Below are 20,495 nucleotides of genomic sequence, written 5' to 3' on the forward strand. Positions count from 1 at the left end.
GAGACTATCGCTGGACTTTAAGAAGGGCTCCGGCGGCTGGGAGATTCTATGCGCTTTCGCCCCAAGGGAGGGATTGCGCTATGTTTTCTCCACGGCAATCTGGATACATTCTTCCTCAAGACTTTACGGTCGTCTCAACGGTCTTTGAGAAGGTCGCGAATGCGCGGGCAATAAGCCGCGAGACTGAGGAGGGTGAGTGCTTGGCCCGATATGCGCTGGAACTGTACATGACCGGCACGCGTGATGAGTTGGACCTCGAAGCGCGCTTGAAGGAGTTCTGCCACCCGATCGGCTAAGGGATGCCGGCCGGTGGCGGTCCCACCGTCGGAGATTTGTTGCCCGACTTGTCGGCATGGGCAACTACCTCACCGAGGGCGGCGACCAAAGATCAGACGCTTAATCGAGATGGTAAACTTCCCCCTCCTCGGCCCGCTGGCCGACCCTCTTAAATGACGGATGGCGCAGCTTGCCATCCTGCGTCCATGCCCGGTATTCGACCTCGGCGACGAGAAGCGGCTCGGAAAAGATTGCACCCTTCCGTTTCAGGGCCACCGGAGGCCGATCCGCCGGGATCGCATCGAGCAGTTCTCGAAGTTGCACCGATTCCTTGTTGTTCCACCCGGTACCGCACCCACCGACGTAGACGAGGCCGCCACCCTTCCTCGCGGCCAGCAGCAGCCGGCCGATCGCACGCGGCATGGTCGACGGCTCATAGCCGACGATCACAAAGGTATCGCGGCGCGCGCATTTGATCTTGAGCCATTCCGGCCGGCGGCCTGAGTGGTAGGGCTTATCTCGCCGCTTCGCGATGATGCCTTCGAGGCCGAGCTCGCACGCGGCGCGAAAGAACTCGACGCCGTCGGCGTGGACTTCCTCGGAGAAGCGTATCACGCCTGTCCTGCCGGCGACGATCGGCTCGAGCAATTGCCGGCGCTCAGACAGAGGCAACGAGCGAAGGTCGCGACCGTCCAGGTAGAGAAGATCGAAGGCATAGAAGATGATTTCGCCGGCATCGTGTAAGCTCGGCTTCTTGCCGACTGCGCGCTGCAGCAGCCCGAAATCGGATCGGCCGTGGTCGTCGAGCACAACCGCCTCGCCGTCGAGGATCATGGAGGTGTGGCCCAGTTCGCGCGCCTCTGCCACTATCGGGCCGAATTTCGTGGTCCAGTCATAGCCGCCGCGGGTGATCGCCCTCACCTCGTCTGGTTCGACATGGACCGCGAGCCGGTAACCGTCCCATTTCACCTCGAAGGCCCATTCCGGACCTTTCGGCGGCTTATCGACGAGGGTGGCAACACAGGGGTCGAGCCGGCGCGGAATTGGATCGGCCGGCGGCGCGGAAGGCGGTTTCTTTTTCAGTGTTTTAGCCATCCCGCATTAACGCACGAAATAGCGAAACATCTCAATCGGTCTTCATGCGCGCGACGCACCAATCCCAATATGTCTCTACCATCTCAGTGGCCTCGCGCGCCGTATCGCAATAGCCCTGGTTCGGCCCCGGTGGAAAGCCTTTGAAGGCCCGGGGGACTGACCCGGCCCAATGCCACCGACCAGCAGCCGCGCCGCTCATCTCTTTCCGGATCCGGCCTATGTAGCCGACGTCGTCGAAACCGAGCCAATCGAAATCGGTGGGCGGATCGTTGGCGTCCAGTTCGGTACGGTGCCACTGGTAGCGGGGCTGGTATGGCTCTGTCATTCTTCTAAGATAAGGGGAGTGGCGATTTTGTGGGAGAGGAAACCCGTGGACAGCAATATTCTGGAGTTCCCCCTCACCCGAGACCAGCGACAGGCCAGGGAGAGGCTGGTGGATGCGATGCGCGAGTTTAATGCAGCGGTGAAGTCGGCCGCGAAGACTGGGCTTGAAGTAGATTTCTCCCCGGTCACGGCCTACGCCACCTACAGCGCCACTCCGCTTACATTGGTCAGCGTGGCTGCCAACATCCCTGGGAAGCTCCCGAGCATCGACGTCGAAGAGTTCTGACGGGGAACTTTCCGTGGGTGCGCCGGTTTTACAGACGCGAGCCCGAGTGTCCCCTTCCCCCAGCTAGGGCTCGTTGGAACAGTACCTCTCTCTTTTTGGCCCCGCCCTCATCGGGGCCATTTCTTTCCCTGCACGGAAAGATTGATTTAGGGCATTGTCAAATAGAAGGTGAGCCGCCATTACTGGTTGAGCGTCATCACACCGTTGACGCTAGGCCCCCAGGGCGCGACCCGCCCCAAGCACTGCGCGCTCTGGGGTCCACCCGGCGAACTCTTCGGGTATTGCGTTGCCATCAGTTCGGCGCATACTTCAACATCGCTGGGCAGTTATTAGGGCCCCGACGACTGGAAGACGTTACGCTTTCGCCCCAGGTTACAGGAGGTCGCGTGATGTCTCCCACGACCAATTCAAAGGTACTTCTCCCTCACGAAATCAATCAGATCGAACAGATCTTCGTGGACGTGCTGCGCGGGCTCGGCCTGTCGCGGAATAGTGAGGCCGCAGAGGCAATCGCAAGGCGCATTATCAGCTGCTACCAAGGCGGCACTCGGGAGAGCGGCGCTCTGAAACACATGATCGGCTACTATAAATCGGCGGCTTTGAATCACACACTGGCACAGACAAAAGCTGAAGCCATCAATCGATGGGAGAATGAAGGTGGCGCAATCGCACGTCTACCTTTTGAGCGATCCTCGAAGACCGACATGGCCCGCGCCCCACTTCATTCATAGGAGGTGTCAGTGCACACACCGCCAAAGTTGGCAGTCCAACATCTTGGTCCCCGCGATGTCGCTTTGATACGGAAGGTTTTCGAAGCGGCATGTTCGAAAACTCGCATTCCACGTCTCAGCAGGGACGCCGACCGACTAGCAAGCTTCATCACCGATGAATTCCGATTCGGGAACACTCACGAAGCCTCCCTTCTCGAATGCGCTATGTGGTTCGGTACCGCCCGACTTCCATCAGCAGTAAGCCACGCCTCAACCGTCGACACCCAAGTTGCAGCGACACGAGAGGGCAGAGATCGGGCAGGCCTGCGGAAAACCGGCGTGCCAAAAAGCCAAGGTTAGACACGCTCTAGGTTCCGCCATCGGACTTCAGTCCGCGCAAAGGTCTTAGGTTGGTTGTCGAAACCTATTGTCGCGTTAGCTTTCTTTTTAGCCCAAGCAGCACAGCCCTTTACTGCCTTGGGCGGGCAACGGCGCCGGAGCGCCCCTTGCAGTTCGCAGGGACCAACTCTGCCGTCGTTGCCCGATTGGAGGATTGAAGATTTGCGAATGTACGAACGACACACATATGGCGCGCCAGAGCGGAAATTTACGACAGGTCTACCGGTCGGGATGGTGCTCCTGTCAATGGTGGTGATCACCGCTTACCTGCTGGTCGGAGGCGCTTTGAGCAACAGTGGCGGTTCGATCGCCACCGTTCTTCCGAAGCCTGCTGTGGCTACTTCGCAATAGCACAAGGTGCGGCAAAGCTCACGGGCGGTGGTGCCCAACTGAGGGAACAGCATGGGCTTGATGCATTTGGGAAAGGCTCGCCTGGCCATGGCGCTGCCACGACATCGCCAGCAGCTCCGCGAAACCCGAGACCAGCGGCTCTTCGATCTCTTCGAGACCTATGCACTGGCTTCAACGAAGCTCGACAACCTCCTGCAAGAGGTCCCTCGACGGGAGGATCTAATAAGCGAATATCAGCAGATCTGTCTCGACTTGCAGGCTGAGGTCGTGGAATTGCTAGTCTGGCTGGATGATCGTAGTTCCCGTTAGGGGCAACAGCCCCGGCTGTCCTTGTGAAGCGGCGGCGGCTTTGGCACAGCGCATCGGGAACATTCCGCATCGGTTTCGCCGTTCGGGGCCATTTCTTTGTGCAGTCTCATGCTTGGAAAAAAGGCCCCGCTGAACGGGACCTGAGGCGAACCAGAGCCCGGCTTTTTGCCGAGAATTGCGAGCATCAATGACCTCGGTAGGCCCCACACCTAGCGGGGACACTAATGGCAGCGGGGCCTAGAGGCGCCTCGATCGACCGGGTTGAGGATCGAGAGCATTTGTAAACGTAGGGCGGCGGAAAAGGTTCCGTCATGGGACTTCCGTTCCCTATGGCCGCGCAAAGGTCGTAGGTTCGTTGTCGCAGGAACATTCCGCATCGGCGACCGTTGTTGCATTGCCGATGACCCGACGGATCAAAGGCTGGGGTTCCATCGTCAGTTTTAAGAATGCAGCCCCTTAGATAGCACGGTTGTATAGCACGCGCGCTCTGAGGCCCCGTCGGAAACGACGGGGTCATTTCTCTTCATGCCCTACCCCGAAATCTAGCTTGGTGAATCCTACAGTAGCGGCTCCTCGACGCGGTGCTTTACACCTCCGGGATCTCGCCACGGAGGAACAAAGAATGCCCCAACGCAAGAAGCGCCTGATGAAGGCAAGTGAAGTCCAGGATTTCGTCGACGAGATGATCGCAGCCGGTTGCGACATCTGCGCCGTAGGCCGGTACACCTATGTCGCCGGCGACATGCAACCAAGCAACGCGTCACTTGAGGAGGTTGCACGCATCAGTGAAAAGTACGGCGACGAAGACGCCCTCAGGCAGGAGATTACGGATTACCTCTGGTCGATCGGCCGATACATAGAGCTTGCGTCCGAAAGCACGCGGCACTAAGGACCTAGCACGTCTCGCCGATGGGCTAGGCGTAATCCTATGCCAAGAGGTTTCGCCTTAGTCCGCGTCGCGTCCTTTTCGCTAAGTGAGTAAAGCTAAGGCTTCGCTGGTAAACTGCGGCGAGACGCTCCGGCTGGGCCTCACGGTCCGGCACCCCGAAATCATCGCCGCCAATCGCGTCAAGCAACCGAGTTACCTCAACGTCACATTCGCGTTTTGGCTGACCAGTGAACAGGTGGGAGATTAGCTCTAATAAATGTTGCTGCCTGGCAACAATTTGTGCACGAACGAGCACTTCTTTGCCTGCCAGTTCCTCACCGCTCTGCGACCAGTATTCGGTCGCTAGATCCTGTAGCTCAGTCACTATTTTGACCAGGCTCCCCAAATCTTCGTCACGCGCTGCTTCTTGTGATTGGCTCTTCCGAACCTGCCCTTTGATCAGTTCGGCGATGATATTCGCCAAAAACGCTCCAACGCCCGCGGCGACAAGGGTCTGCGCCAGGGATGAGAACAAGCTAGTGTCCGACACTCTGACGAGCCGCCTTATCGACGTAATTCCAAATCATGGTGACGTACGTCTCATAAGCGGGGCCCGCCGAAAAATGAAACAACCGGCGAAGCTGTGCGGCATCGTAGCCTTCTCGGACCAAGCCTCCGAAAGCTTCTTCAAGAAAAGATGGAGGATAGCCGCTCGCGCCGTCCAGATCGATCGTCGTGTCAGTTCCAGCTTTCAACAGGGGGACAAGGACGTCTTCTCTGAAAGCCTCGCCACTGCCCTTCCCGTGGCGGCGATATCGCCCGCCTGGAAACGGTGTAAAATCTCGCGCGATACTAATTGTCTGCATAGTCGTCGTCCTCGAGACTCTCAGTGAACACATCGCTTGGCATGTTCCACTCAATAAGTGTACCACCAATATGTGAAGGCAATCCCCTGGTAACAATTCGGTCGTCGTCGTGATGAACGATTTCCGCTTTTCCGCTGATGATGCGGAGGTAACCGGAACCGGCATTTCGGACCACGTCGGCCATACGCTTAAGGCCGAGCCCACGATGACTGAGCCCAGTGCTCGTCCTACCAACCTCGAAAGCCGCTTTCAACATATGCGCGTCATCCGAAATGAGCCCACCGCTGTGTTTCGACACTGCTGCCAGCATACGTTCCCACAATGGCCCTTTCGGAAGGGTGAAAGGGATGCCGGCACCCTGATCGAAAATAAAGAAGCGCAAGCGATTTTCTGTCAAATCAAAACAACTTGCCCCCCACCATCGGTGGCCGGCGTAGGGGTGCGGAGGCGCATACTCGGGAGGGTATGCATGTGAAATTGCATTTTCGGCGGCCTCCATTAAGCCCTCAAAAAGCTCGGGTCGAGTAGTGAAACCAGCGAGTGTTTCCGCAAAATGGGTTTGCAACTCGTTGATCTTCTTTCCATCGAAGCTTTCCCCGGACTCCAGTGGTGTCAGAGTCAGGTGATCGGTCAACGCCCCACCTCCTTGAACTGACTTGATCTCCAGCAGATCGAAAACACCTAGTTCTGAAAGCAACGTCCTGACTTCTGGAGACCACTCCCCTGAATTCCTCGGTCTCAGGCGGGTCTTCCGTATTAGGGACCAGCGGTGAAACTCTGCTGCCAACACAATCGCCACAGGTATCGACAGCTCGCGAACTGGTACTAGGTCGACATAAATATTCTTCCTCTTCCCGTTTGAGAGTGTCTCATCCCGGAGGCGGTTGAGAAACCCGATTGTAGGTTCGAAGTTCCGAGCAAAGCTGAGAATGGAAGGAGGGGTCACCCGTATCTCAACAGCAGAAATGTGTCGCCTTCCCCGTCTAGCCACGGCTATGCGCCAACGGCGCACCCGCGCTACCCGGATGCAACTTTGCCTTTCGATTGAGACCTTTTTCAATACCACCCTCCACTGATTGCATCGGATGCAATAGCAATTTCTGGCAGTGGAGTCTCTAAACCTGAGGGTCGCGCGGGCGCGCTCAACTCGCTCTGTCGTTCCGCAACGAAAGTCTCGCGGGGGGGAACCAAGGCTGGGCCGGCGCCAAATGGGGGTGGCTATGGCGCCCGCATGCGTGGTCCGCGACCATTCTCTTCCAGCCGCTGCAGGATCTCCCGGACAAGCCGCATATCCGAACTGAGATTGTTGAGCGTGCTTTCGACGGCACGCATCGAGGTCGCGGCCTCGGCGGCCTGCTTCTCGACGGCGACAAGCCGAAGCTCATGGTTGTCGATCTGCCGCACGGTCGTTTCGAGTGTCGTTACCCGCTTCTCAAGCTTGTCGATGCTCTCGGCATGAACCTGCTGATTGGCGTTAACCCGCTCCCAGACGGCCCCCCAAGCAACGAGGCCGCTAGCGAACCCAAGCAGAATCACGACCGTATTTAGGTTCCATTCCCATTTCCAGACTGGTGCTCGAACGCTGGCCATCTCATCGTTCCCGTTGCTCACTCTTTGCCCCTCGTTGCCTGCAATTCGTTCGTACTGAAAATGAGAGCCGGCCCCCGAGGTTGAGAGCCGGCCTTTGGACGCTTACTGCTGGTTCTTTGGTGCCAGATAGGTCAGGACGGCCGGCAGGCCGATCGTGAGCGCATAGAGCGCAAGATAGCCGTACCAGGGCGTGCCTTCCGGCATGAAGGGAACGCCAGCACTGCCAGCAAGTGCGCCGCCAACGCCGGCACCAACCGCTTTCGATATACTCTGCATGTGGGCTTCTCCCTATTTCGCTGCTTTGGCTTCGCGCAGCGCCCGGGTGATCGCGGCATAGGCCTCGGCAGCCTTCACCAGCGCGTTTTCAGGGGTGATGCTACCGGGGTCTTTGCACACAGCCTCAACCGCCGCCCATGCTGCCGCTTCCTTGGCAACGAGGTTCGGCTTGATGTCGCCGGTGCCAGCAACGACCACGAACGCCGAATGCGCCGCGGCGGCTGCGGAGCAGACCTGCGGCAGGCTGTTCTGGATAGTAGTGCAAGCGGACAGCACAAAGGCCGCCGCCGATACGATGATCAGCGAACGCATTGTTCATTTCCTTCGATGGTGGGAGGTTTGGTTAGAGGCGTGCTTTGACTTCGGCGCGCATCTTGTCGCCGCATGCTTTGGCGCCGATGACGTTCGGCGCGAACGGGAGCCGGGTGAAATCCCACTTGCCGGCCTGCTTGATGCCCAGGTTCGTCTGGACCTCGGCATGCGAAAGGATCGTCTTGGGGGTGACCGGGATCTTATAGAACTCGGCTAGGTGCGCGATGACATCCATGGCGCGATGCCACTGGGTTTCCGTCATCGGGAACTTGCCGGCATGGAACGGGCTTTCGATCGCGCCAGCCATGCACGCGAGCGAAACGCCGATCGATCCGGTGTTGCAGCCGCGAGTGTGAGCCRCATAGTCATCGTCGGCTGTGCTCACGTTGTCGGAAATCGTGTGGTCGCCACGGACCACCGTTCCCGAGCCCTCGACGATGATGTGATAGTGCTCCTTGTCCAGTTCGGATGCCTTGTAAGCGCCGGCACTCCAATGTGCCACGATACGCGTCATCTTCACCGGCTGGAGCCATTCCAGCGGTAGGCGATACGTCATGATTTACCTCATAGTTAGAGAAACTAGACACTATCCAGCGTTGTGGCATGATGCCGACGGGAGGAGCATGCTGGGTTATGACTGGGGTGGCGCGCGCAGGCGCCGTATGAAGATTGCGCGATTTGGAACTGCAGTCGCACTAGCGGCGCCGTTGGCTGCACTAACCGCGCAGGCTGTGACCAAGGCACTCTGAGAACCTACTTAAATCGGCGATTCATCTCGACTTTCGCCCCCTCGGAGACAACCGATGAAGAAAATCGAGCAGCGATACTTCCACGTCATCGGTTGGACCACGCAGAGTGGTGACGAGCCGAGGTTTCTCTTCGGGGATCTGAGTGAGAAACAGCTCAAAAAGCAATTCATCAAGCCATATCGCACTGGCGGAAAAATCCTTACCCAACAGAAAATCCTGAACGCCACGGATCTAAAGGCAGTCAAGATCATCGAAACGCCAAATGTGAAGGACGAAGCCCTCAAGGCTGTGCAAGAACGCAGCTTGGAGCAGATCGAGGCGTTTAGGCGACAACAAAACTGGACAGCCATGACCTCCGCCGGCTACGGCTGGGACGATGTGGACATTGCCTATGCCGGTAACGAGGTCACGACTCACTATGTCAACAGTAAGCCTGGTTCCCCTGGCCTACTGAACCAGATCATTCATAGTCATTGGCTCCGAGTCGTTGGTGCCGGACTTATATTTCTCGCGTTCTTCGCCTGGTTTAACGTTTGAGGATCGCGCAATATGGAACGGCCGTCGCACTGGCCGCCTTGCGGGTGCCTGTCGCGGCTCAGGTCGTGAGCAAGGCGATCTGAAATTGAAAAAGGCCCCAGACCCACGAGGAAAATCCGGAGCCTTCCGTCTGAGCGTTCGAATTCACAGACGGCGCCATCTACGGCTGAGAACCGCCTGAATTCAAGACTTTCCGCGTCAAAGATTTGCCGCAGCGAGCCACATGACGTCGATTTGATCTTCAGTGAGCCCGAGGGCGCCGCCAACCGTCGCGATCAGCGGGTGCGTTCGGTTAAAGGTGGTCGCATATTCCCATTCGATCTGCGCCTTATCCCGATCGGCGCCGGCAAGCATTGCAGCGATGGTCACGGAGACTGTCGACGGCGAGATACCCGCCTCGACAAGGCCCAGCCGAAATTGCCGAGCGGTGAGCGGTGGCATCTGCGCCCGCTTTTCCTCGTCGTTCGGCTCCGGTGGCGGTGCGTAGGAGGTGATCGGAAAATCCGGATTATCGACGAGCCATCCCCTGATTGCCGGATTGAAGCCATACGGATCATCCGGGCGGTAGAGGTGCTTGTCGTCGGAGTCTGGCTCTCCTCTGACTGTCACCGTCAGATCAAATATCAGGCTGCCCGTGGTGGCGGTGTCGACCGTCTCGCGGATCGAGCGAACCTCGGTGACCACGATCGAGGCGGAAAACTCGATCTGATCAACCTCGGGCGGGGTGAGCATTTCTGCTGGGCTAAGCATGTTTCTCTCCTTAACCGACGCGCTGCATTAAGCAGACGTAGTTGTTTGTCGAGTACTGAAGGGCGCCACGGCAGCGCCACGTACCAGAAAGCTGGGTAGAAGCCGACACGCCGAGGGTGTAACCGTTGGCCGCTGCGATCAGGTAGACGGCATAGGAAGTGTTGTTGGCCGGGCTGCCGTTGTGGTACGCAAGCACATAGCTGCCGACAGACAGGTTGGTGTCGCTGGCTCCGGTGCCGGTGTAGATCTTCGGGAATGCCGACTCGTGGTAGCCATCCACCGTGTCGGCGTTGCCGGCGCTGTTGGCGTAGTTAACGTTGAAGTTGGACGGGTTGTAGACGTAGTGATTGGTCCCGTCGTTGCCGCCCCAAAGCCAGTTCGGCTGACCACCCTGGCCGTTCCAGTTGAAGACCATATTGACGCCACCAGTGGTGCCGTTCTGCTTGAGGTAGCGGGCCGTGCCGGCATCACCAGTATTGACGGTGACCTTGTTGATCAAGGCGTTGTAAAGGTCGACGCCGTGGCCGGTCATCCCGCCGGAAAAGACGATATTGCCGTCGGTCTGAATGGTCGCGGATCCGACCCTGAGGTTGGCGCCGGGAAGCTCGTAGAAACCGCTGGTGTTGTAGTAGAGGTAGCGACCGCCACCGCTCTGGTTCCCCAGGAAGAGGACGCCCGAGATGTCGCCACGGCTGGCGGTGATGTCGCCGCTCTTGATGGCGCCGGTGCCGGTATCGACCCCACCCTGGATCGTCAGAAGGCCGTCGCTCTCGCGGAAGGCCAGATTGCGGACGAAGACTCCGGAGCTGTTGTAGAGGTTGAACCGGATGGAGTTGTCGGTGACCTCGTTATAGACAAGCCCGCGACTGACCCCGGCAGCGGTCTGGAACCAGAGATGCCTATTGCTATTGCCCCTGATAATGACGTTCGAACCAGTCGTGAGGATGTCGCTCGACATCGACAGGCTGGTGCCGGCAATCGCGCCGGAGAAGGTCTTGCCGGTCATGGTCGTGGGCAAGCGCGCGTCGGCAATGGTTCCGGTCGTGAGATCACTCGCGGATCCTGACGAGGCCACGGCAGCAAGCCCCAGAGTCGCCTTCATCGTCGCTGCGTCGGCATCATCGAGGATGGTCCGCGCAAACGGCGTGAGCGCCGTAGTCGCGTAAAGGTCTGTGCCCGTCGTGTAGAGCATCTGGTTCGCGACCGTCGTCAGGCCGGCGATCGACTGCAAGCCCGCGTCATAGGCCTGCACGTTCGTTCCGATCTCGACACCGAGCGCCGTGCGCGCACCGCTCGCCGATGTCGCTCCGGTACCGCCAGCCGTGACCGGGCGAGCCGCGTTGGCGTCGGCCGTGAGGTCGTCGATGAACGTGTTGTAAGGTACGCTCTGAATGGTCGTGTTCGGCGTGCCTTTGGTGCCGGCGGGAGGACTGTAAACGCCACCTGTTCTAGGCATGAGCATTCTCCATAGAAAAAGGCCCCCTAAGAGGGAGCCTTGCAAGTTCTGCGGGTTCGTATTTTAGATTCGCCTCGACAACTTCTCGGCGATTTGCTTCATTTCCCCCGTCATCGCTGGGGGAAATCATGAAACTTAAACTTGCTGCGGTTCTCGCTGCCGTCGTGGGCTTTTCTGGCTGTGTCAGCCAGGATGAAATGGCGCTCTCCAAGAACGTCTATAAGATCGACGTCGACGCGCGCGGACTGATCCCGATCGCCATTGCCAGAGGGCAAATGCAGCAACGGGTTGCTGAATCGACCCTTGCTAAGGGCTACACCCACTACATCATCCAGCAGGCGGGCTCTCAGAGCGGGTCGATCTATGCCGGCAACACACCGGTGTATGGAAACACGACCGTCAACGTCTACGGCAACACCGCATACGCCAACACCACCTACACTGGCGGCCACCCAATCAACATTCCGACGTACCAGAACTCCATCATCGTCGCGATGTTCAAGGCTCCGAACATCCCGGGCGGCGCGCTCGACGCTGCCGAGGTGCTAGCCGCCTCCAAACCGAAGAAGAAGAAAAATGCCCCTTCCACCTGATCTGGAAGCCGCGGTTGCCGCCGTGGCGAAGGAACACGGCATCACGAGGGATGAGGCTATCGTTCTCATCCTTCGCGACTGGCTGACTGGTGGTGGATACATCCCCCTACCATCCGAGGATTGAGCAAACCCCGTTCTCGTGTATTTTAAGGCCATGATCCGGATCGTTCAGATAGCCTGCATCGCAGTGACCGCGTTGGTGCTCTTCGCCTTCCGCGAGAGTTTCCTCTCGCTGAAAGCTTGGTTCGGTCCGGATTTCCCGATCGGGTTCCTTTGCGGCGCCTTTTTCATGATGGCCCTATATCTGGTCATCATCTGGGTGGACCCGTCATCGCGCCCCAGAGGTTCCGCTTCCAAGCAGGATTGATTTCGTCAAGTCCTCGATCAGCTTCGGGTTCTGTCCGCGACGCTGCGCCTGAGCCAGGGCATCAACCAGTGCATCCCGATTACTGACCATCGCCTCTGCCAGCGAAGCGTTCGCCGCCTCGCGCCGGCCGCCGAGGATCGCATTGGCAATCTTGTCCGCGGTACGGATGCCGGCAGCGCGCACGGCACCAGCCGCACCGCCCGCCGCATAGGCGTTCCGGGCAAGGTTCGGATCTCCCGTTCCGCCGAGATCGGCGATGTGCTGCAGACGACGTGACGTCTCCGAATTGCTGGTGACCGCTTGGCGGGTGCGGGCAAAGGTCAGTTCGTTGTCGAGCACGCCGAACAGCCGGTCCGCCTTCTCCTGCCCGAACAATTGCGCCAGGCGCGCGCGGTTCCAGTCGCCCTCGGACTTCACCAGTTTGTTGAGGCGGGCGATATCGTTGGCGTTGCTGCCGAGGATACGGTCGACTTCGGCGCGGGCGCCTTGAGACAGCCGGAACGGCACCGCCGATGGGCCGATCTGCTCACCTTGAGGAAGGGCGCCCTCGGCGATTTCACGCTCAAGCTCTGCCGGCCGGGGCGCGGTCCTGCCATGATCAAGCACCGATTGGCCGCGCGTCAGCGCTTCTCGTTGGCGGGCAAGCTCGGCATAGGCCGCGTCGACTTCCTTTAGCCGCGGCACCGCGCGCGTCAGGGAATCGTCGATCACTTGACGAGCTTCGGTCAGCGCCGCGATCACCTTCGTGTCGGCTTCCGTACCGAGCATGCCGTCGATTGCCTGGCGCGTCTGGAACGCTACGCGCGGATCGTTCGATACCCGGTCGGTGCCAGTGGTGTTGAGCATGCCCCGGACCTGCCGCAAGGCGCGCTGCGCGTCGCCGCGTAGCGTGTGGATCTGTCTGTCGAGGTCGTCGGCGATCGGCAGGAAGTCATGCGGGCGAACGTTCTGGAAAACGCGCTGGTATTCCGGCCCCAGAACACGCTGGTTTGCCTGAATGCCCTCGTCGACGAACGACGGAATGACATTGCGGCCCATGGTCTCGTCGACAACGTCGGCGATGCGTGCGTTCGCGCCGGCCTGGCGAGCTTCGAGCGCCGACCGCATGACGTCCTGCCCCCGGCCAGGCATCGCAGCCAGTGCAGCTGCTTTGCCCTGCGTATTCGGGCCCAGATCGGCGATCATGCCTTCCGGTCCAAGCTGGTCGAGCCGCAAGCGAACACCTGCCTCGTCGAGCCCGTCGCCGGCAATCGCCTTCGCGATCTGGTTGACCGTACCGAGCCTGGTGCCGGCCGCCTGTGCTGCCTGAGTGGTCCGATAGAGGTCCATGAGCTTTCGCGCACCAGCGCCAACGACCTTGCCGACGGTCGGCCCTATCGCACCCAAGCCAAAACCAGTGGCCGCTCCCCAACCGGTTTCTTCGAGGTCGCCGCCGGAGCGAACGGCCGCGTCTGTCCCGCCAACGACCGTCCCGCCGAGTGACGACATAGCCGAACGCGTGAGTAGCCCCGCACTGCCACCACCGAACAGCGTCGGAGCGGCTGCTACCATCGGCAGAGTGCCGGCGACGGCGCCAGTCACGCCGGCAGCGGTCGAAACCCTCGGGTGCGCCTCCTGGGCAGCCTCGGTGAGCGCCTGCGCTTCCTTCAGGTTCTCGTCGTAGCTCTTGCCGTTGATCGCCGAGGAGAGAGCCGCCGCGCCGCGCTGTGTGGCGCCGAGAAGCATCGGGCCTGCAATCGGCATGCCGTTGATGTAGCTCGTCGTCGCGGCACCGAAGGCACCACTTCCACCGGCCGCGCGCTCCTCCCGATCGAGGAGAGCAGCGCCCTCCTCAAAAGACAGGTGACGCCCGGACGTTGCAGCGGCGTCTGTCGGGGGTGCTGCTGCCTGCATCCGCTTGATTTCGGCAGCAAGGCGCGTCGCTGCCTGAACGTCACCGGCCTGGTCGGCGTTGCGCAGCGCGATACCGAGTTGTTCGAGTGTGGCCACGTTTTAGCCCCCATATTTCTTGACGAGGTCGTCGATGCTCTGTTCCCCACCCTCGTTTTTCTTCGGGGCGGCGACCGAATCCCGGATGTTCCCGATCATGCGCTTCAGCTCGTCGACCGAACTCTTCGCGCGAGCGCCGGGGTTGCCAGCGATCGACGTGAAAAGCTGATCCGGCATGTTCATGATCCCGCCTTCCTTGAAAGGGTCGATGACGGGGTCATAGATCATGCGCTCCATCAGACTGAGGTCCGGGCCGTTAAGAACGCCGAGATTGAACAGCTCTTTCAGTTGGAGTATCACGCCCTGCCGGACCGAGTTGAGCTGATCCTTGCTCTTGCCCGGCATGGCCTCGATGCCCGTTTTCTCGACAAGCTCGGAGTAACGGTCCAGTTCGGAGTTCAGCGCCTTGTAAGCCTGATCAACCGATGCAGCCCGGTTCTTTTGGGCCTCCGGAACCTTCGGCTCGGTGAGCTGGATATTTCCGTTGCGGACCGACTGCCCCGGTGGCAACGCGGAAGGATCATTCTGCGAACGATCAGGCTGCGCCTGAGGAACGGACTGGGGCACCGCTTCAGGGGTTGCCTGCGGCACCGCCTGGGGCGTGGCTTGATTGCCTCCCTGGGGCGCTTGCTGACCACCGTTCGGCGTGATCGGCTGAACGGTACCGCCTGCCTGCGGCGAAGTCCCGAAGACACCCTGCGGCGTCAGGAAGATGAGTTCACCATTCGGGCCGGTGATCGTCTTACCGGCACCGAGTTGCTGCGCCTGTTCGGGCGTCAACTGCTTGCTGTCCATCAGACCATTGAGGGCTTGGGCTTCGACTGAATTTCCGCTGAAACGGAACTCGCCACCAGCGCCTGAGGCACCAGGCGGCGTGATCCATTCCTTGGTGTTCGGATCATAGATGCTGCCGGCCCCGGCATTGATGAGCGGCTGTTTCTTGCCACCATCAAGCTCGTTCTGGGCCTGCTGAAGCTTAATGCGGTAGAGCGGGTCATTCTGGGCCGCCTGCTGCTCGTACGCCTGCCGACGGCGCCACGTCTCCTCTTCCCGTGCTGCTTCCTGCTCACCCAGCTGCTGTTGAAGCATCATCCGGGCGACAGCCTTCATCTCAGGGGTAGCGAAGTCGTTCGTCAGCAGCTCGTAAAGCTGAGGATCGACACCGCCGGCCGACTGCGCAACCTGCGCCGGTTGCTGCTGACCAGCCGCCTGTGCCTGCGCGATCTGCTGCGGCGTTGCTGGCGTGCCGCTGTTGAGGGCGTTCATGATGCCGCCTTCAGCACTGGCAAGCTGCCGTGAGGCCGCGAACTGTGCCGGGATCTGCGTATTGGCGAGAGGCTGCGAGTTCGGCGGCACCGGGTTCGCACCCACGTTTACGCGCCTCGGCAACGCTGCAACGGTCATGTCGTCGGCTTCCTTCCCTGAGAAAGATGGGCTGACGTTGCGTCCGGGGAAGCGAGCTGCATACTCCGGCGTTTGCTCGAAAGCTGCCACCTCGTCGGAGAGAGACGCCCCAGCCTGGTTGGCGGCTGCGGCCGACTGCATGCGGGGATCGACGAAGGGTGACACGAACGGGCTCGTCGCGAGCATGTTGCCACCAGCCATCGCCGTCACCGCCTCGGCAGCGTTCCGCGGTGCATTGGCGTCAACCGTCGATCGAGCATTTCCGGCCGGCCGCGTCTGAGCGTCCGGAGAGAATGCCGGCTGACGGCTTTCGACAGACATGCCCTTGTCGTCATAGTAGGCGATCGGCTCGCCAACGGTGGCGCCGCCCTGCCCGATCAGCGCAAGCGCCTTCTGGCGGTGGCCGGCCATCTGGTTGTTGACCTTATCGGCGACGGTACCGGGTGCCCCGCCGTTGTTGGCGTCCGAAGCGCCATAGCGACCGACGCTGCCGGCGTTGATGGCCGAATAGATATCCATCATGCCCATGCCCGGCTTCACGCCAGCGTTGCGCAGGTAGCTGACCACGGCGCCATTCTCGCCGAGTTGCGAGCCGACCGGGTTGTTCCAGTCGATGCCGTGCTCTTTCGCCTGCGGCTCGCCGAACTGAAGGAAGCCCTGATGCTGACCCCATTGCGTGGTCGGGCCGCGCTTCGTCGGGTCGAAGGTACCGGCCGTCTCGTAGGAGATAACCGTCGCCAGGTCGACCGGGTCGATGCCGAGCGCGTTGGCCGACGAGATGATACCGTTGCGGATCTCGTCGTTGCCGACCGTGGCAACTGGCATGTTCCCCTTGCTGTCGACCTTCGGCATGTTGCCGCCGATAGCGCCGGGTGTGACGCCGGGTGCGTTCGCCGTCGATCGCGCGGGCGTGCCGAGGATCGAGTTGTAGAGCGTCGAGGCGGCGTCAGTGCCTGCTTTCTGCGCCTTGTCAGTGCGATAGCGGCTGATGCCCACGCCGATGCCGCTCAACAGCGCGCCGATGCCCTCGGCGGCCGTCTTCGGCTGCGAGCCCATAATCTGACGCGCCAGGGCGTCCTGAATTTCGCGCTTGCGAGCGAGCGACTGCGCGGTCTCGCCGGTGTTACCACCGAACAGAAATCCTGCCATCAATAGAGCCCTCCATTTCGGCCCATCGTGAAGAAGTTGGCGAGGCCGGTCAGCGCCGACGGTTTTGCCCCGCCTGGGGCAACAGGGAACGCGGCGTTCCGCTTGGCTGCACCGGCCGCGATTCCGGTCATCAAGGCGCCGACGCCTTCAGCTGTGTTCTGGGGCATCGGCTGTCCCATGATCTTGGCTTGCAGCTGCTCGGCGAGTTGCTGCCGGTTCTGGGTGGTGTCCGGCTTTTTCATGCCCGCATAGAAGGAGAACGGGTTGTTCATGCGACCTTCCTCTTTCCAGCAGCAGAGAACAGGAGGCCGTAGTCGACCCGGCGAAGGCCATCGTCACCCTTGATGACGACGTCTGGGCGGACCTTCTCGACCTCCTGCGCCATCACGCCGATGCGCTTCGGAGCGTTCTTGCCCTCGCCCTTGTAGCGGTACTCATAGAGCCCGCCGACTTGCTTGATGTCTTTTTTCGCGCGCTCGTCCGACAGCGATGCAAGACCCGCGACGCCGCCGAGGATCGAGCCGATACCCGCTTGCTTGGCGTTGTAGGCGCCGACCTTGTTGGCGTAGTCCTGCTGAACCAGACCGGCATAATCGACGTTCGGGATGCTCACACCCTGCGTTGGCACGAAATTCGGCTGGCTCACCTGGGCGCCGGAAAGCAGGCTAGAAATCTCGTTGATCGGCTGATTCCGCTGCGCGTAAAGCTCGTTGAGATACTGCGAGCGGGCATTGTTCTGAGCCGTGAATTTTGCTTGCTCCGCGTTGAATCGCTGATCCGCCAGCGCGTTGTTCGCCCCGGTCGTCGTGTTCTGATTCTGGAACATCTGCTGCATGGCGTCGTTGCCGAAGCCGGCAGCCGCCAGGCCCTGCTGGAAGTTCTGAGCCTGACCGGCGTTGTTTGCCTCCAACTGCGCGGCGTTCTGCCCGAACTGCTGCGCCTGCGCCTGGTTGCCAAAGCCGGCAGCCGCCAGCGCCTGATTGAAATTCTGCTGCTGCGCCGAATTCTCGAAGCCAGCCTTGTCGCGCGCGAGACTAGCGAGCCGCGATTGTTCCTGACCGGCGTTGAGAATGGCGCCGATACGGGCGTCGTTCTCCTGACGGGTCGCTGCGTCGATCGCACGGTTATAGGCCTCTGATCCGGGCTGAAGGCCCTGGTTCGCCAACTGCGTTTCGAGGGCGGAACGACTCTGCGCCAGCTGCGGATTCATCCGCTCCATGAGCGCATTTTCATAGCGGGTCGTGTCAATGTCGGCGTCATACGACTTGGTGATCGGCCCACTGTCACCCAGCGAAGTCTGGATCTTGCCAGCGTCCGCGATCGAGGTCTGTATGTTGCCCGCGTTCGGTAGCGACGTCTGCAAGGTTGGGCCAGTACCGTAGCCGGTATATTGCGGCAGACCGACTTTCGACGGGTCGCCGGCTGCCGGCGCGCCGGATAGGTCGATCGGCCGCCCGAGAAGATCGTTCAGCCGCGCCGACTGGTTGTTGGCCAGCGTCGCCAGGTTCTTCTCCGCAGCATCCGTCTGGTCTTTGATCGCCTGTTGTGCCGGCGAAAGTGTCTGCGTCGCCGTCCAGTTCGGCAAATCATAGACCTTGCCGTTGAGCGGGTCCGCCCATTTGGTTGAACCAGTCTGGGAATAGGTCAAGCTGCCGTCCGGGGTCACCTGGTTGATGTTGCCGAGGGTGCCGTTGGCAATTGCAGTTCCGATGTTGGTCGCAGTTTGTGCCGACGCCGTTTCGCGGGGATCCGGCGGCTTCGGGGCTTTGGGTTTACCCATGGTTCCTACCTCTGATTGACGGAATGAGCCCGCCAGTCGTTATCTGTGAGTGTGAAGATGATTTCCGCTTCATCCCGCCCGCGAAGGCGGGGAATCCTGTGGGGCGTGAAGCCGAAGCGCTCGGCGATTTCGACCATGACCGTGTTGCGCTCGGAGACGCGCAGAACCACCATCTGGCAGCCGAGCTGACCGAACGGATAGCCGAACATGCCTTTGAGCATCGGGCGGGTAAGCCAGCGTCGGCTGATCGAGGCCGCCGACAACTCAATGACGCCTGCCTCTGGGGCGTAGTTGTGGAAGACAACGCCGGCTGTCAGCCGATCGGCCTCGATGAGCCCCAGCGTCGTGAAATGCTCCCAGCCGCGTTCGCATCCGGGAATGTTGGCGGACACAAACGAGGCGATGGCGCGGTTGATCTCAGGAGCGTTCTCTCCTCCCCACACCAACATCACGCGCTGGCCTCGCCCGCGGCCACCTGCAGCGTCGCAAGGTCAACCTCAAGGTCTAGTTTCACCGTTCCGCCCGAGGTGATGACGCACCCAACAGCGAGCATGTCACCGGTTGCGCGGACGTTCTGACGGAAATCGTACCGGATGAGTTCGGAAACACCGTCCCAGACCGCCACGTCCCAGAGACCGACGTCCCATTCCGAAGAATTGGTATTGCCTGACGTGACATCGGAAAATGATGGCGTCGACCGATCCATATCGGCGCGGGCAAATAGCCTCACCTTCGGCTCAGACTTGCCCCGGAAATACATGTGAGCAAGCGAAGCCGCCGTGCGCTGCCCGAATTGTCCAGCCGGCGAGAACTGCGAAAGATAGGTTGCGCTGAAGGTCAGTCCGTCATCCGTGCCGCCGATATCGCCTTGCCACAGATAGCCGTCGAGAGAGCCGAAGAAGAGCCCGCCCTGAAGCGTCGCGTAGCAGAGAGCTTTCCAGTTGCTGATGGTCGACCACCGGCCGGTCAAGACATTGAGAACGAAGGTGGTGTCGGTGACGACGGTGTTTTCCGGGAAGGTCACGAAGACGATGTTTTGCTCCGGCCACTGGGTCAGCGTCCAACCGCCGCCCGTAGCATTCGCAGCCTTCTTCCACTCGTCCTCAATCGGACGCGAGACCGAGACGAGGCTCAGCGCCTGCCGATCGCGCTGGAATACCTGTGAAATGGGAGTGAGGCCATCAGTCGTGGCAACGAGGACGTCGCCGCCTGCGCGGATCCACGCGTTCTTTCCGAGCGGCTTGCCGATCTGGTAAACGCCTCTGAGGCCGAATGTAGACGCGCTGGCAGGATCTTCGCCGGCATAAACCGCGACCTCTCCCTCTGTCGAGATGAAGGCGCACATGTCCGACAGACCGTCGCCGCTTTCGAGCGACCACGAAAAGCCCATCAGCAGCGAGCCGCCCTTTTTCATGACGCCGCCGAGCGGGAACACGACAGCAGCGCCGCCGAAGGCGTTCACCGGCAGATAGTAGGCGTCGAGCGTAGCGTTCTTGAGGAAGAACTGACGATTCTTGAAGAGCCATCCGTAATTGAGCTGCGACATCGTCGTCGCATCCGGGAAGGTGATTGCTGGCGACGTCGTCCAGGTGCTGCCATTGTAGAGCTGTCGCGGGTTGGCGCCGTTCAGGCACACCAGGTTAGACACGCCTGCGTTGGTATGCTGGAAAGCGCACCAGTCCCCGCCAGAAAGCCCACTGACCACGGCTGCGGTGGTGGTCGGTGGAGCGGCCGGCGACGTCATGTCGAAGATGCCGGTATCCGTGGCAACAAACAGCTTTTCGAGGCCGCCATACTTGTACTTGAAGGCGCTCTTGACGTCCCCGCCACCGGCAGCGAGACCGCGTTTGACGGAACCGCCGCGAATTTTGCAGCCGTTCAGCGTCGGGAAGAAATTGCGCATGACAACAGCAGAACCTGGCGCCTGGTTCGCGACGTCGGCAGTCGTCACCAGTCCGAGTTTCGGAGCCGGAAAGGTGATCGGTTGCGATGACTGCTGCTTCCCGATGCTGACGCTGCCTCGGTTGGTTTTCCCGATGCGGGCGGGGGTGACGGCCAT

The 20,495-nt window shown here is 60.5% G+C and carries 23 protein-coding genes; 7 read left to right on the plus strand and 16 right to left on the minus strand.

Annotated elements, in window-relative coordinates; genetic code table 11:
* Positions 1 to 396 precede the first annotated feature (396 nt).
* A complete protein-coding gene (gene ligD / locus AB4Z53_RS03175; protein ID WP_441594614.1) occupies positions 397 to 1,371 on the minus strand; it encodes a non-homologous end-joining DNA ligase in 975 nt (324 codons plus the stop codon).
* A 169-nt stretch (positions 1,372 to 1,540) separates the two neighbouring features.
* Between ligD and AB4Z53_RS03180 the strand changes: the two genes are divergently transcribed.
* The 4 genes from AB4Z53_RS03180 to AB4Z53_RS03195 all read left to right on the plus strand — a co-directional run bounded on the left by AB4Z53_RS03180 (position 1,541) and on the right by AB4Z53_RS03195 (position 4,639).
* Complete coding sequence (locus AB4Z53_RS03180; RefSeq protein ID WP_441594616.1) at positions 1,541 to 1,981, plus strand: hypothetical protein; 441 nt, start codon at positions 1,541 to 1,543, stop codon at positions 1,979 to 1,981.
* A gap of 389 nt (positions 1,982 to 2,370) precedes the next feature.
* Positions 2,371 to 2,712 carry a hypothetical protein gene (locus tag AB4Z53_RS03185; protein WP_441594618.1) on the plus strand — a complete coding sequence of 114 codons (342 nt, stop codon included), beginning with the start codon at positions 2,371 to 2,373 and terminating at the stop codon, positions 2,710 to 2,712.
* Positions 2,713 to 3,492: 780 nt separating this feature from the next.
* A complete protein-coding gene (locus AB4Z53_RS03190) occupies positions 3,493 to 3,750 on the plus strand; it encodes a hypothetical protein (protein WP_441594619.1) in 258 nt (85 codons plus the stop codon).
* Between the two features lie 622 nt (positions 3,751 to 4,372).
* Positions 4,373 to 4,639, plus strand: a complete 267-nt coding sequence (locus tag AB4Z53_RS03195) for a hypothetical protein (protein WP_441594621.1) — start codon at positions 4,373 to 4,375, stop codon at positions 4,637 to 4,639.
* A 37-nt stretch (positions 4,640 to 4,676) separates the two neighbouring features.
* Here the strand turns inward: AB4Z53_RS03195 and AB4Z53_RS03200 are convergent, their stop codons facing one another.
* The 7 genes from AB4Z53_RS03200 to AB4Z53_RS03230 form a co-directional block, all read right to left on the minus strand.
* Positions 4,677 to 5,153 carry a hypothetical protein gene (locus tag AB4Z53_RS03200; RefSeq protein ID WP_441594623.1) on the minus strand — a complete coding sequence of 159 codons (477 nt, stop codon included), beginning with the start codon at positions 5,151 to 5,153 and terminating at the stop codon, positions 4,677 to 4,679.
* Position 5,154: 1 nt separating this feature from the next.
* Positions 5,155 to 5,484, minus strand: a complete 330-nt coding sequence (locus AB4Z53_RS03205; RefSeq protein WP_441594624.1) for an STAS-like domain-containing protein — start codon at positions 5,482 to 5,484, stop codon at positions 5,155 to 5,157.
* Positions 5,471 to 6,118, minus strand: coding sequence for a hypothetical protein (locus AB4Z53_RS03210; protein WP_441594626.1), 648 nt, complete (start codon positions 6,116 to 6,118; stop codon positions 5,471 to 5,473). The genes AB4Z53_RS03205 and AB4Z53_RS03210 overlap by 14 nt, the downstream gene beginning before the upstream one ends.
* Before the next feature lie 584 nt (positions 6,119 to 6,702).
* Entirely contained in the window at positions 6,703 to 7,074 is a 372-nt protein-coding gene (locus AB4Z53_RS03215) for a hypothetical protein (RefSeq protein WP_441594628.1), read from the minus strand.
* 102 nt (positions 7,075 to 7,176) lie between these two features.
* Positions 7,177 to 7,350: a hypothetical protein gene (locus tag AB4Z53_RS03220; protein WP_441594630.1), complete on the minus strand. Its 174-nt coding sequence runs from the start codon at positions 7,348 to 7,350 to the stop codon at positions 7,177 to 7,179.
* Between the two features lie 12 nt (positions 7,351 to 7,362).
* Positions 7,363 to 7,662, minus strand: coding sequence for a cell wall anchor protein (locus tag AB4Z53_RS03225; protein ID WP_441594632.1), 300 nt, complete (start codon positions 7,660 to 7,662; stop codon positions 7,363 to 7,365).
* Between the two features lie 31 nt (positions 7,663 to 7,693).
* Positions 7,694 to 8,218 (minus strand): peptidoglycan recognition protein family protein, encoded by a 525-nt coding sequence (locus tag AB4Z53_RS03230; RefSeq protein ID WP_441594634.1) that lies wholly within the window; start codon positions 8,216 to 8,218, stop codon positions 7,694 to 7,696.
* Positions 8,219 to 8,465: 247 nt separating this feature from the next.
* On the opposite strand from AB4Z53_RS03230, the gene AB4Z53_RS03235 reads away from it, so the two are divergent.
* Positions 8,466 to 8,948, plus strand: coding sequence for a hypothetical protein (locus AB4Z53_RS03235; RefSeq protein ID WP_441594636.1), 483 nt, complete (start codon positions 8,466 to 8,468; stop codon positions 8,946 to 8,948).
* A gap of 198 nt (positions 8,949 to 9,146) precedes the next feature.
* Here the strand turns inward: AB4Z53_RS03235 and AB4Z53_RS03240 are convergent, their stop codons facing one another.
* Together AB4Z53_RS03240 and AB4Z53_RS03245 are read right to left on the minus strand one after the other, a co-directional pair.
* Complete coding sequence (locus tag AB4Z53_RS03240) at positions 9,147 to 9,698, minus strand: hypothetical protein (protein WP_441594638.1); 552 nt, start codon at positions 9,696 to 9,698, stop codon at positions 9,147 to 9,149.
* A 10-nt stretch (positions 9,699 to 9,708) separates the two neighbouring features.
* Positions 9,709 to 11,154 carry a hypothetical protein gene (locus AB4Z53_RS03245; protein WP_441594639.1) on the minus strand — a complete coding sequence of 482 codons (1,446 nt, stop codon included), beginning with the start codon at positions 11,152 to 11,154 and terminating at the stop codon, positions 9,709 to 9,711.
* Between the two features lie 128 nt (positions 11,155 to 11,282).
* Between AB4Z53_RS03245 and AB4Z53_RS03250 the strand changes: the two genes are divergently transcribed.
* Entirely contained in the window at positions 11,283 to 11,747 is a 465-nt protein-coding gene (locus tag AB4Z53_RS03250) for a hypothetical protein (protein WP_441594641.1), read from the plus strand.
* On the plus strand, positions 11,731 to 11,871 hold the full coding sequence (locus AB4Z53_RS03255; protein WP_441594643.1) for a hypothetical protein: 141 nt from the start codon (positions 11,731 to 11,733) through the stop codon (positions 11,869 to 11,871). The genes AB4Z53_RS03250 and AB4Z53_RS03255 overlap by 17 nt, the downstream gene beginning before the upstream one ends.
* Before the next feature lie 204 nt (positions 11,872 to 12,075).
* Here AB4Z53_RS03255 and AB4Z53_RS03260 read toward each other — a convergent pair whose 3' ends face one another.
* From AB4Z53_RS03260 to AB4Z53_RS03285, 6 genes are read right to left on the minus strand one after another with little or no spacing between them, the layout of a single operon-like run.
* Positions 12,076 to 14,103: a hypothetical protein gene (locus AB4Z53_RS03260; RefSeq protein WP_441594644.1), complete on the minus strand. Its 2,028-nt coding sequence runs from the start codon at positions 14,101 to 14,103 to the stop codon at positions 12,076 to 12,078.
* A gap of 3 nt (positions 14,104 to 14,106) precedes the next feature.
* A complete protein-coding gene (locus AB4Z53_RS03265; protein ID WP_441594646.1) occupies positions 14,107 to 16,656 on the minus strand; it encodes a hypothetical protein in 2,550 nt (849 codons plus the stop codon).
* Positions 16,656 to 16,928, minus strand: a complete 273-nt coding sequence (locus AB4Z53_RS03270) for a hypothetical protein (protein ID WP_441594648.1) — start codon at positions 16,926 to 16,928, stop codon at positions 16,656 to 16,658. Before AB4Z53_RS03270 ends, AB4Z53_RS03265 begins: the two co-directional genes overlap by 1 nt.
* A complete protein-coding gene (locus tag AB4Z53_RS03275; protein WP_441594650.1) occupies positions 16,925 to 18,436 on the minus strand; it encodes a tail fiber domain-containing protein in 1,512 nt (503 codons plus the stop codon). Before AB4Z53_RS03275 ends, AB4Z53_RS03270 begins: the two co-directional genes overlap by 4 nt.
* 5 nt (positions 18,437 to 18,441) lie before the next feature.
* The gene (locus AB4Z53_RS03280) at positions 18,442 to 18,888 is read right to left on the minus strand and encodes an N-acetyltransferase (RefSeq protein ID WP_441594652.1); all 447 of its coding nucleotides are present in this window, start codon (positions 18,886 to 18,888) and stop codon (positions 18,442 to 18,444) included.
* A complete protein-coding gene (locus AB4Z53_RS03285; protein WP_441594654.1) occupies positions 18,885 to 20,495 on the minus strand; it encodes a hypothetical protein in 1,611 nt (536 codons plus the stop codon). The genes AB4Z53_RS03280 and AB4Z53_RS03285 overlap by 4 nt, the downstream gene beginning before the upstream one ends.

This window comes from Ensifer sp. 2TAB8 (assembly GCF_052115125.1).
Lineage (GTDB): Bacteria > Pseudomonadota > Alphaproteobacteria > Rhizobiales > Rhizobiaceae > Ensifer.

Bases quoted from the DNA above. Each gene is read 5' to 3' on its own strand.
- AB4Z53_RS03215 (WP_441594628.1), bottom strand. From the start codon at position 7,074: ATGGCCAGCGTTCGAGCACCAGTCTGGAAATGGGAATGGAACCTAAAT.
- ligD (WP_441594614.1), bottom strand. From the start codon at position 1,371: ATGGCTAAAACACTGAAAAAGAAACCGCCTTCCGCGCCGCCGGCCGAT.
- AB4Z53_RS03205 (WP_441594624.1), bottom strand. From the start codon at position 5,484: ATGCAGACAATTAGTATCGCGCGAGATTTTACACCGTTTCCAGGCGGG.
- AB4Z53_RS03240 (WP_441594638.1), bottom strand. From the start codon at position 9,698: ATGCTTAGCCCAGCAGAAATGCTCACCCCGCCCGAGGTTGATCAGATC.
- AB4Z53_RS03235 (WP_441594636.1), top strand. From the start codon at position 8,466: ATGAAGAAAATCGAGCAGCGATACTTCCACGTCATCGGTTGGACCACG.
- AB4Z53_RS03185 (WP_441594618.1), top strand. From the start codon at position 2,371: ATGTCTCCCACGACCAATTCAAAGGTACTTCTCCCTCACGAAATCAAT.
- AB4Z53_RS03220 (WP_441594630.1), bottom strand. From the start codon at position 7,350: ATGCAGAGTATATCGAAAGCGGTTGGTGCCGGCGTTGGCGGCGCACTT.
- AB4Z53_RS03190 (WP_441594619.1), top strand. From the start codon at position 3,493: ATGGGCTTGATGCATTTGGGAAAGGCTCGCCTGGCCATGGCGCTGCCA.
- AB4Z53_RS03195 (WP_441594621.1), top strand. From the start codon at position 4,373: ATGCCCCAACGCAAGAAGCGCCTGATGAAGGCAAGTGAAGTCCAGGAT.
- AB4Z53_RS03225 (WP_441594632.1), bottom strand. From the start codon at position 7,662: ATGCGTTCGCTGATCATCGTATCGGCGGCGGCCTTTGTGCTGTCCGCT.
- AB4Z53_RS03180 (WP_441594616.1), top strand. From the start codon at position 1,541: ATGCCACCGACCAGCAGCCGCGCCGCTCATCTCTTTCCGGATCCGGCC.
- AB4Z53_RS03250 (WP_441594641.1), top strand. From the start codon at position 11,283: ATGAAACTTAAACTTGCTGCGGTTCTCGCTGCCGTCGTGGGCTTTTCT.
- AB4Z53_RS03275 (WP_441594650.1), bottom strand. From the start codon at position 18,436: ATGGGTAAACCCAAAGCCCCGAAGCCGCCGGATCCCCGCGAAACGGCG.
- AB4Z53_RS03245 (WP_441594639.1), bottom strand. From the start codon at position 11,154: ATGCCTAGAACAGGTGGCGTTTACAGTCCTCCCGCCGGCACCAAAGGC.
- AB4Z53_RS03270 (WP_441594648.1), bottom strand. From the start codon at position 16,928: ATGAACAACCCGTTCTCCTTCTATGCGGGCATGAAAAAGCCGGACACC.
- AB4Z53_RS03265 (WP_441594646.1), bottom strand. From the start codon at position 16,656: ATGGCAGGATTTCTGTTCGGTGGTAACACCGGCGAGACCGCGCAGTCG.
- AB4Z53_RS03285 (WP_441594654.1), bottom strand. From the start codon at position 20,495: ATGGCCGTCACCCCCGCCCGCATCGGGAAAACCAACCGAGGCAGCGTC.
- AB4Z53_RS03255 (WP_441594643.1), top strand. From the start codon at position 11,731: ATGCCCCTTCCACCTGATCTGGAAGCCGCGGTTGCCGCCGTGGCGAAG.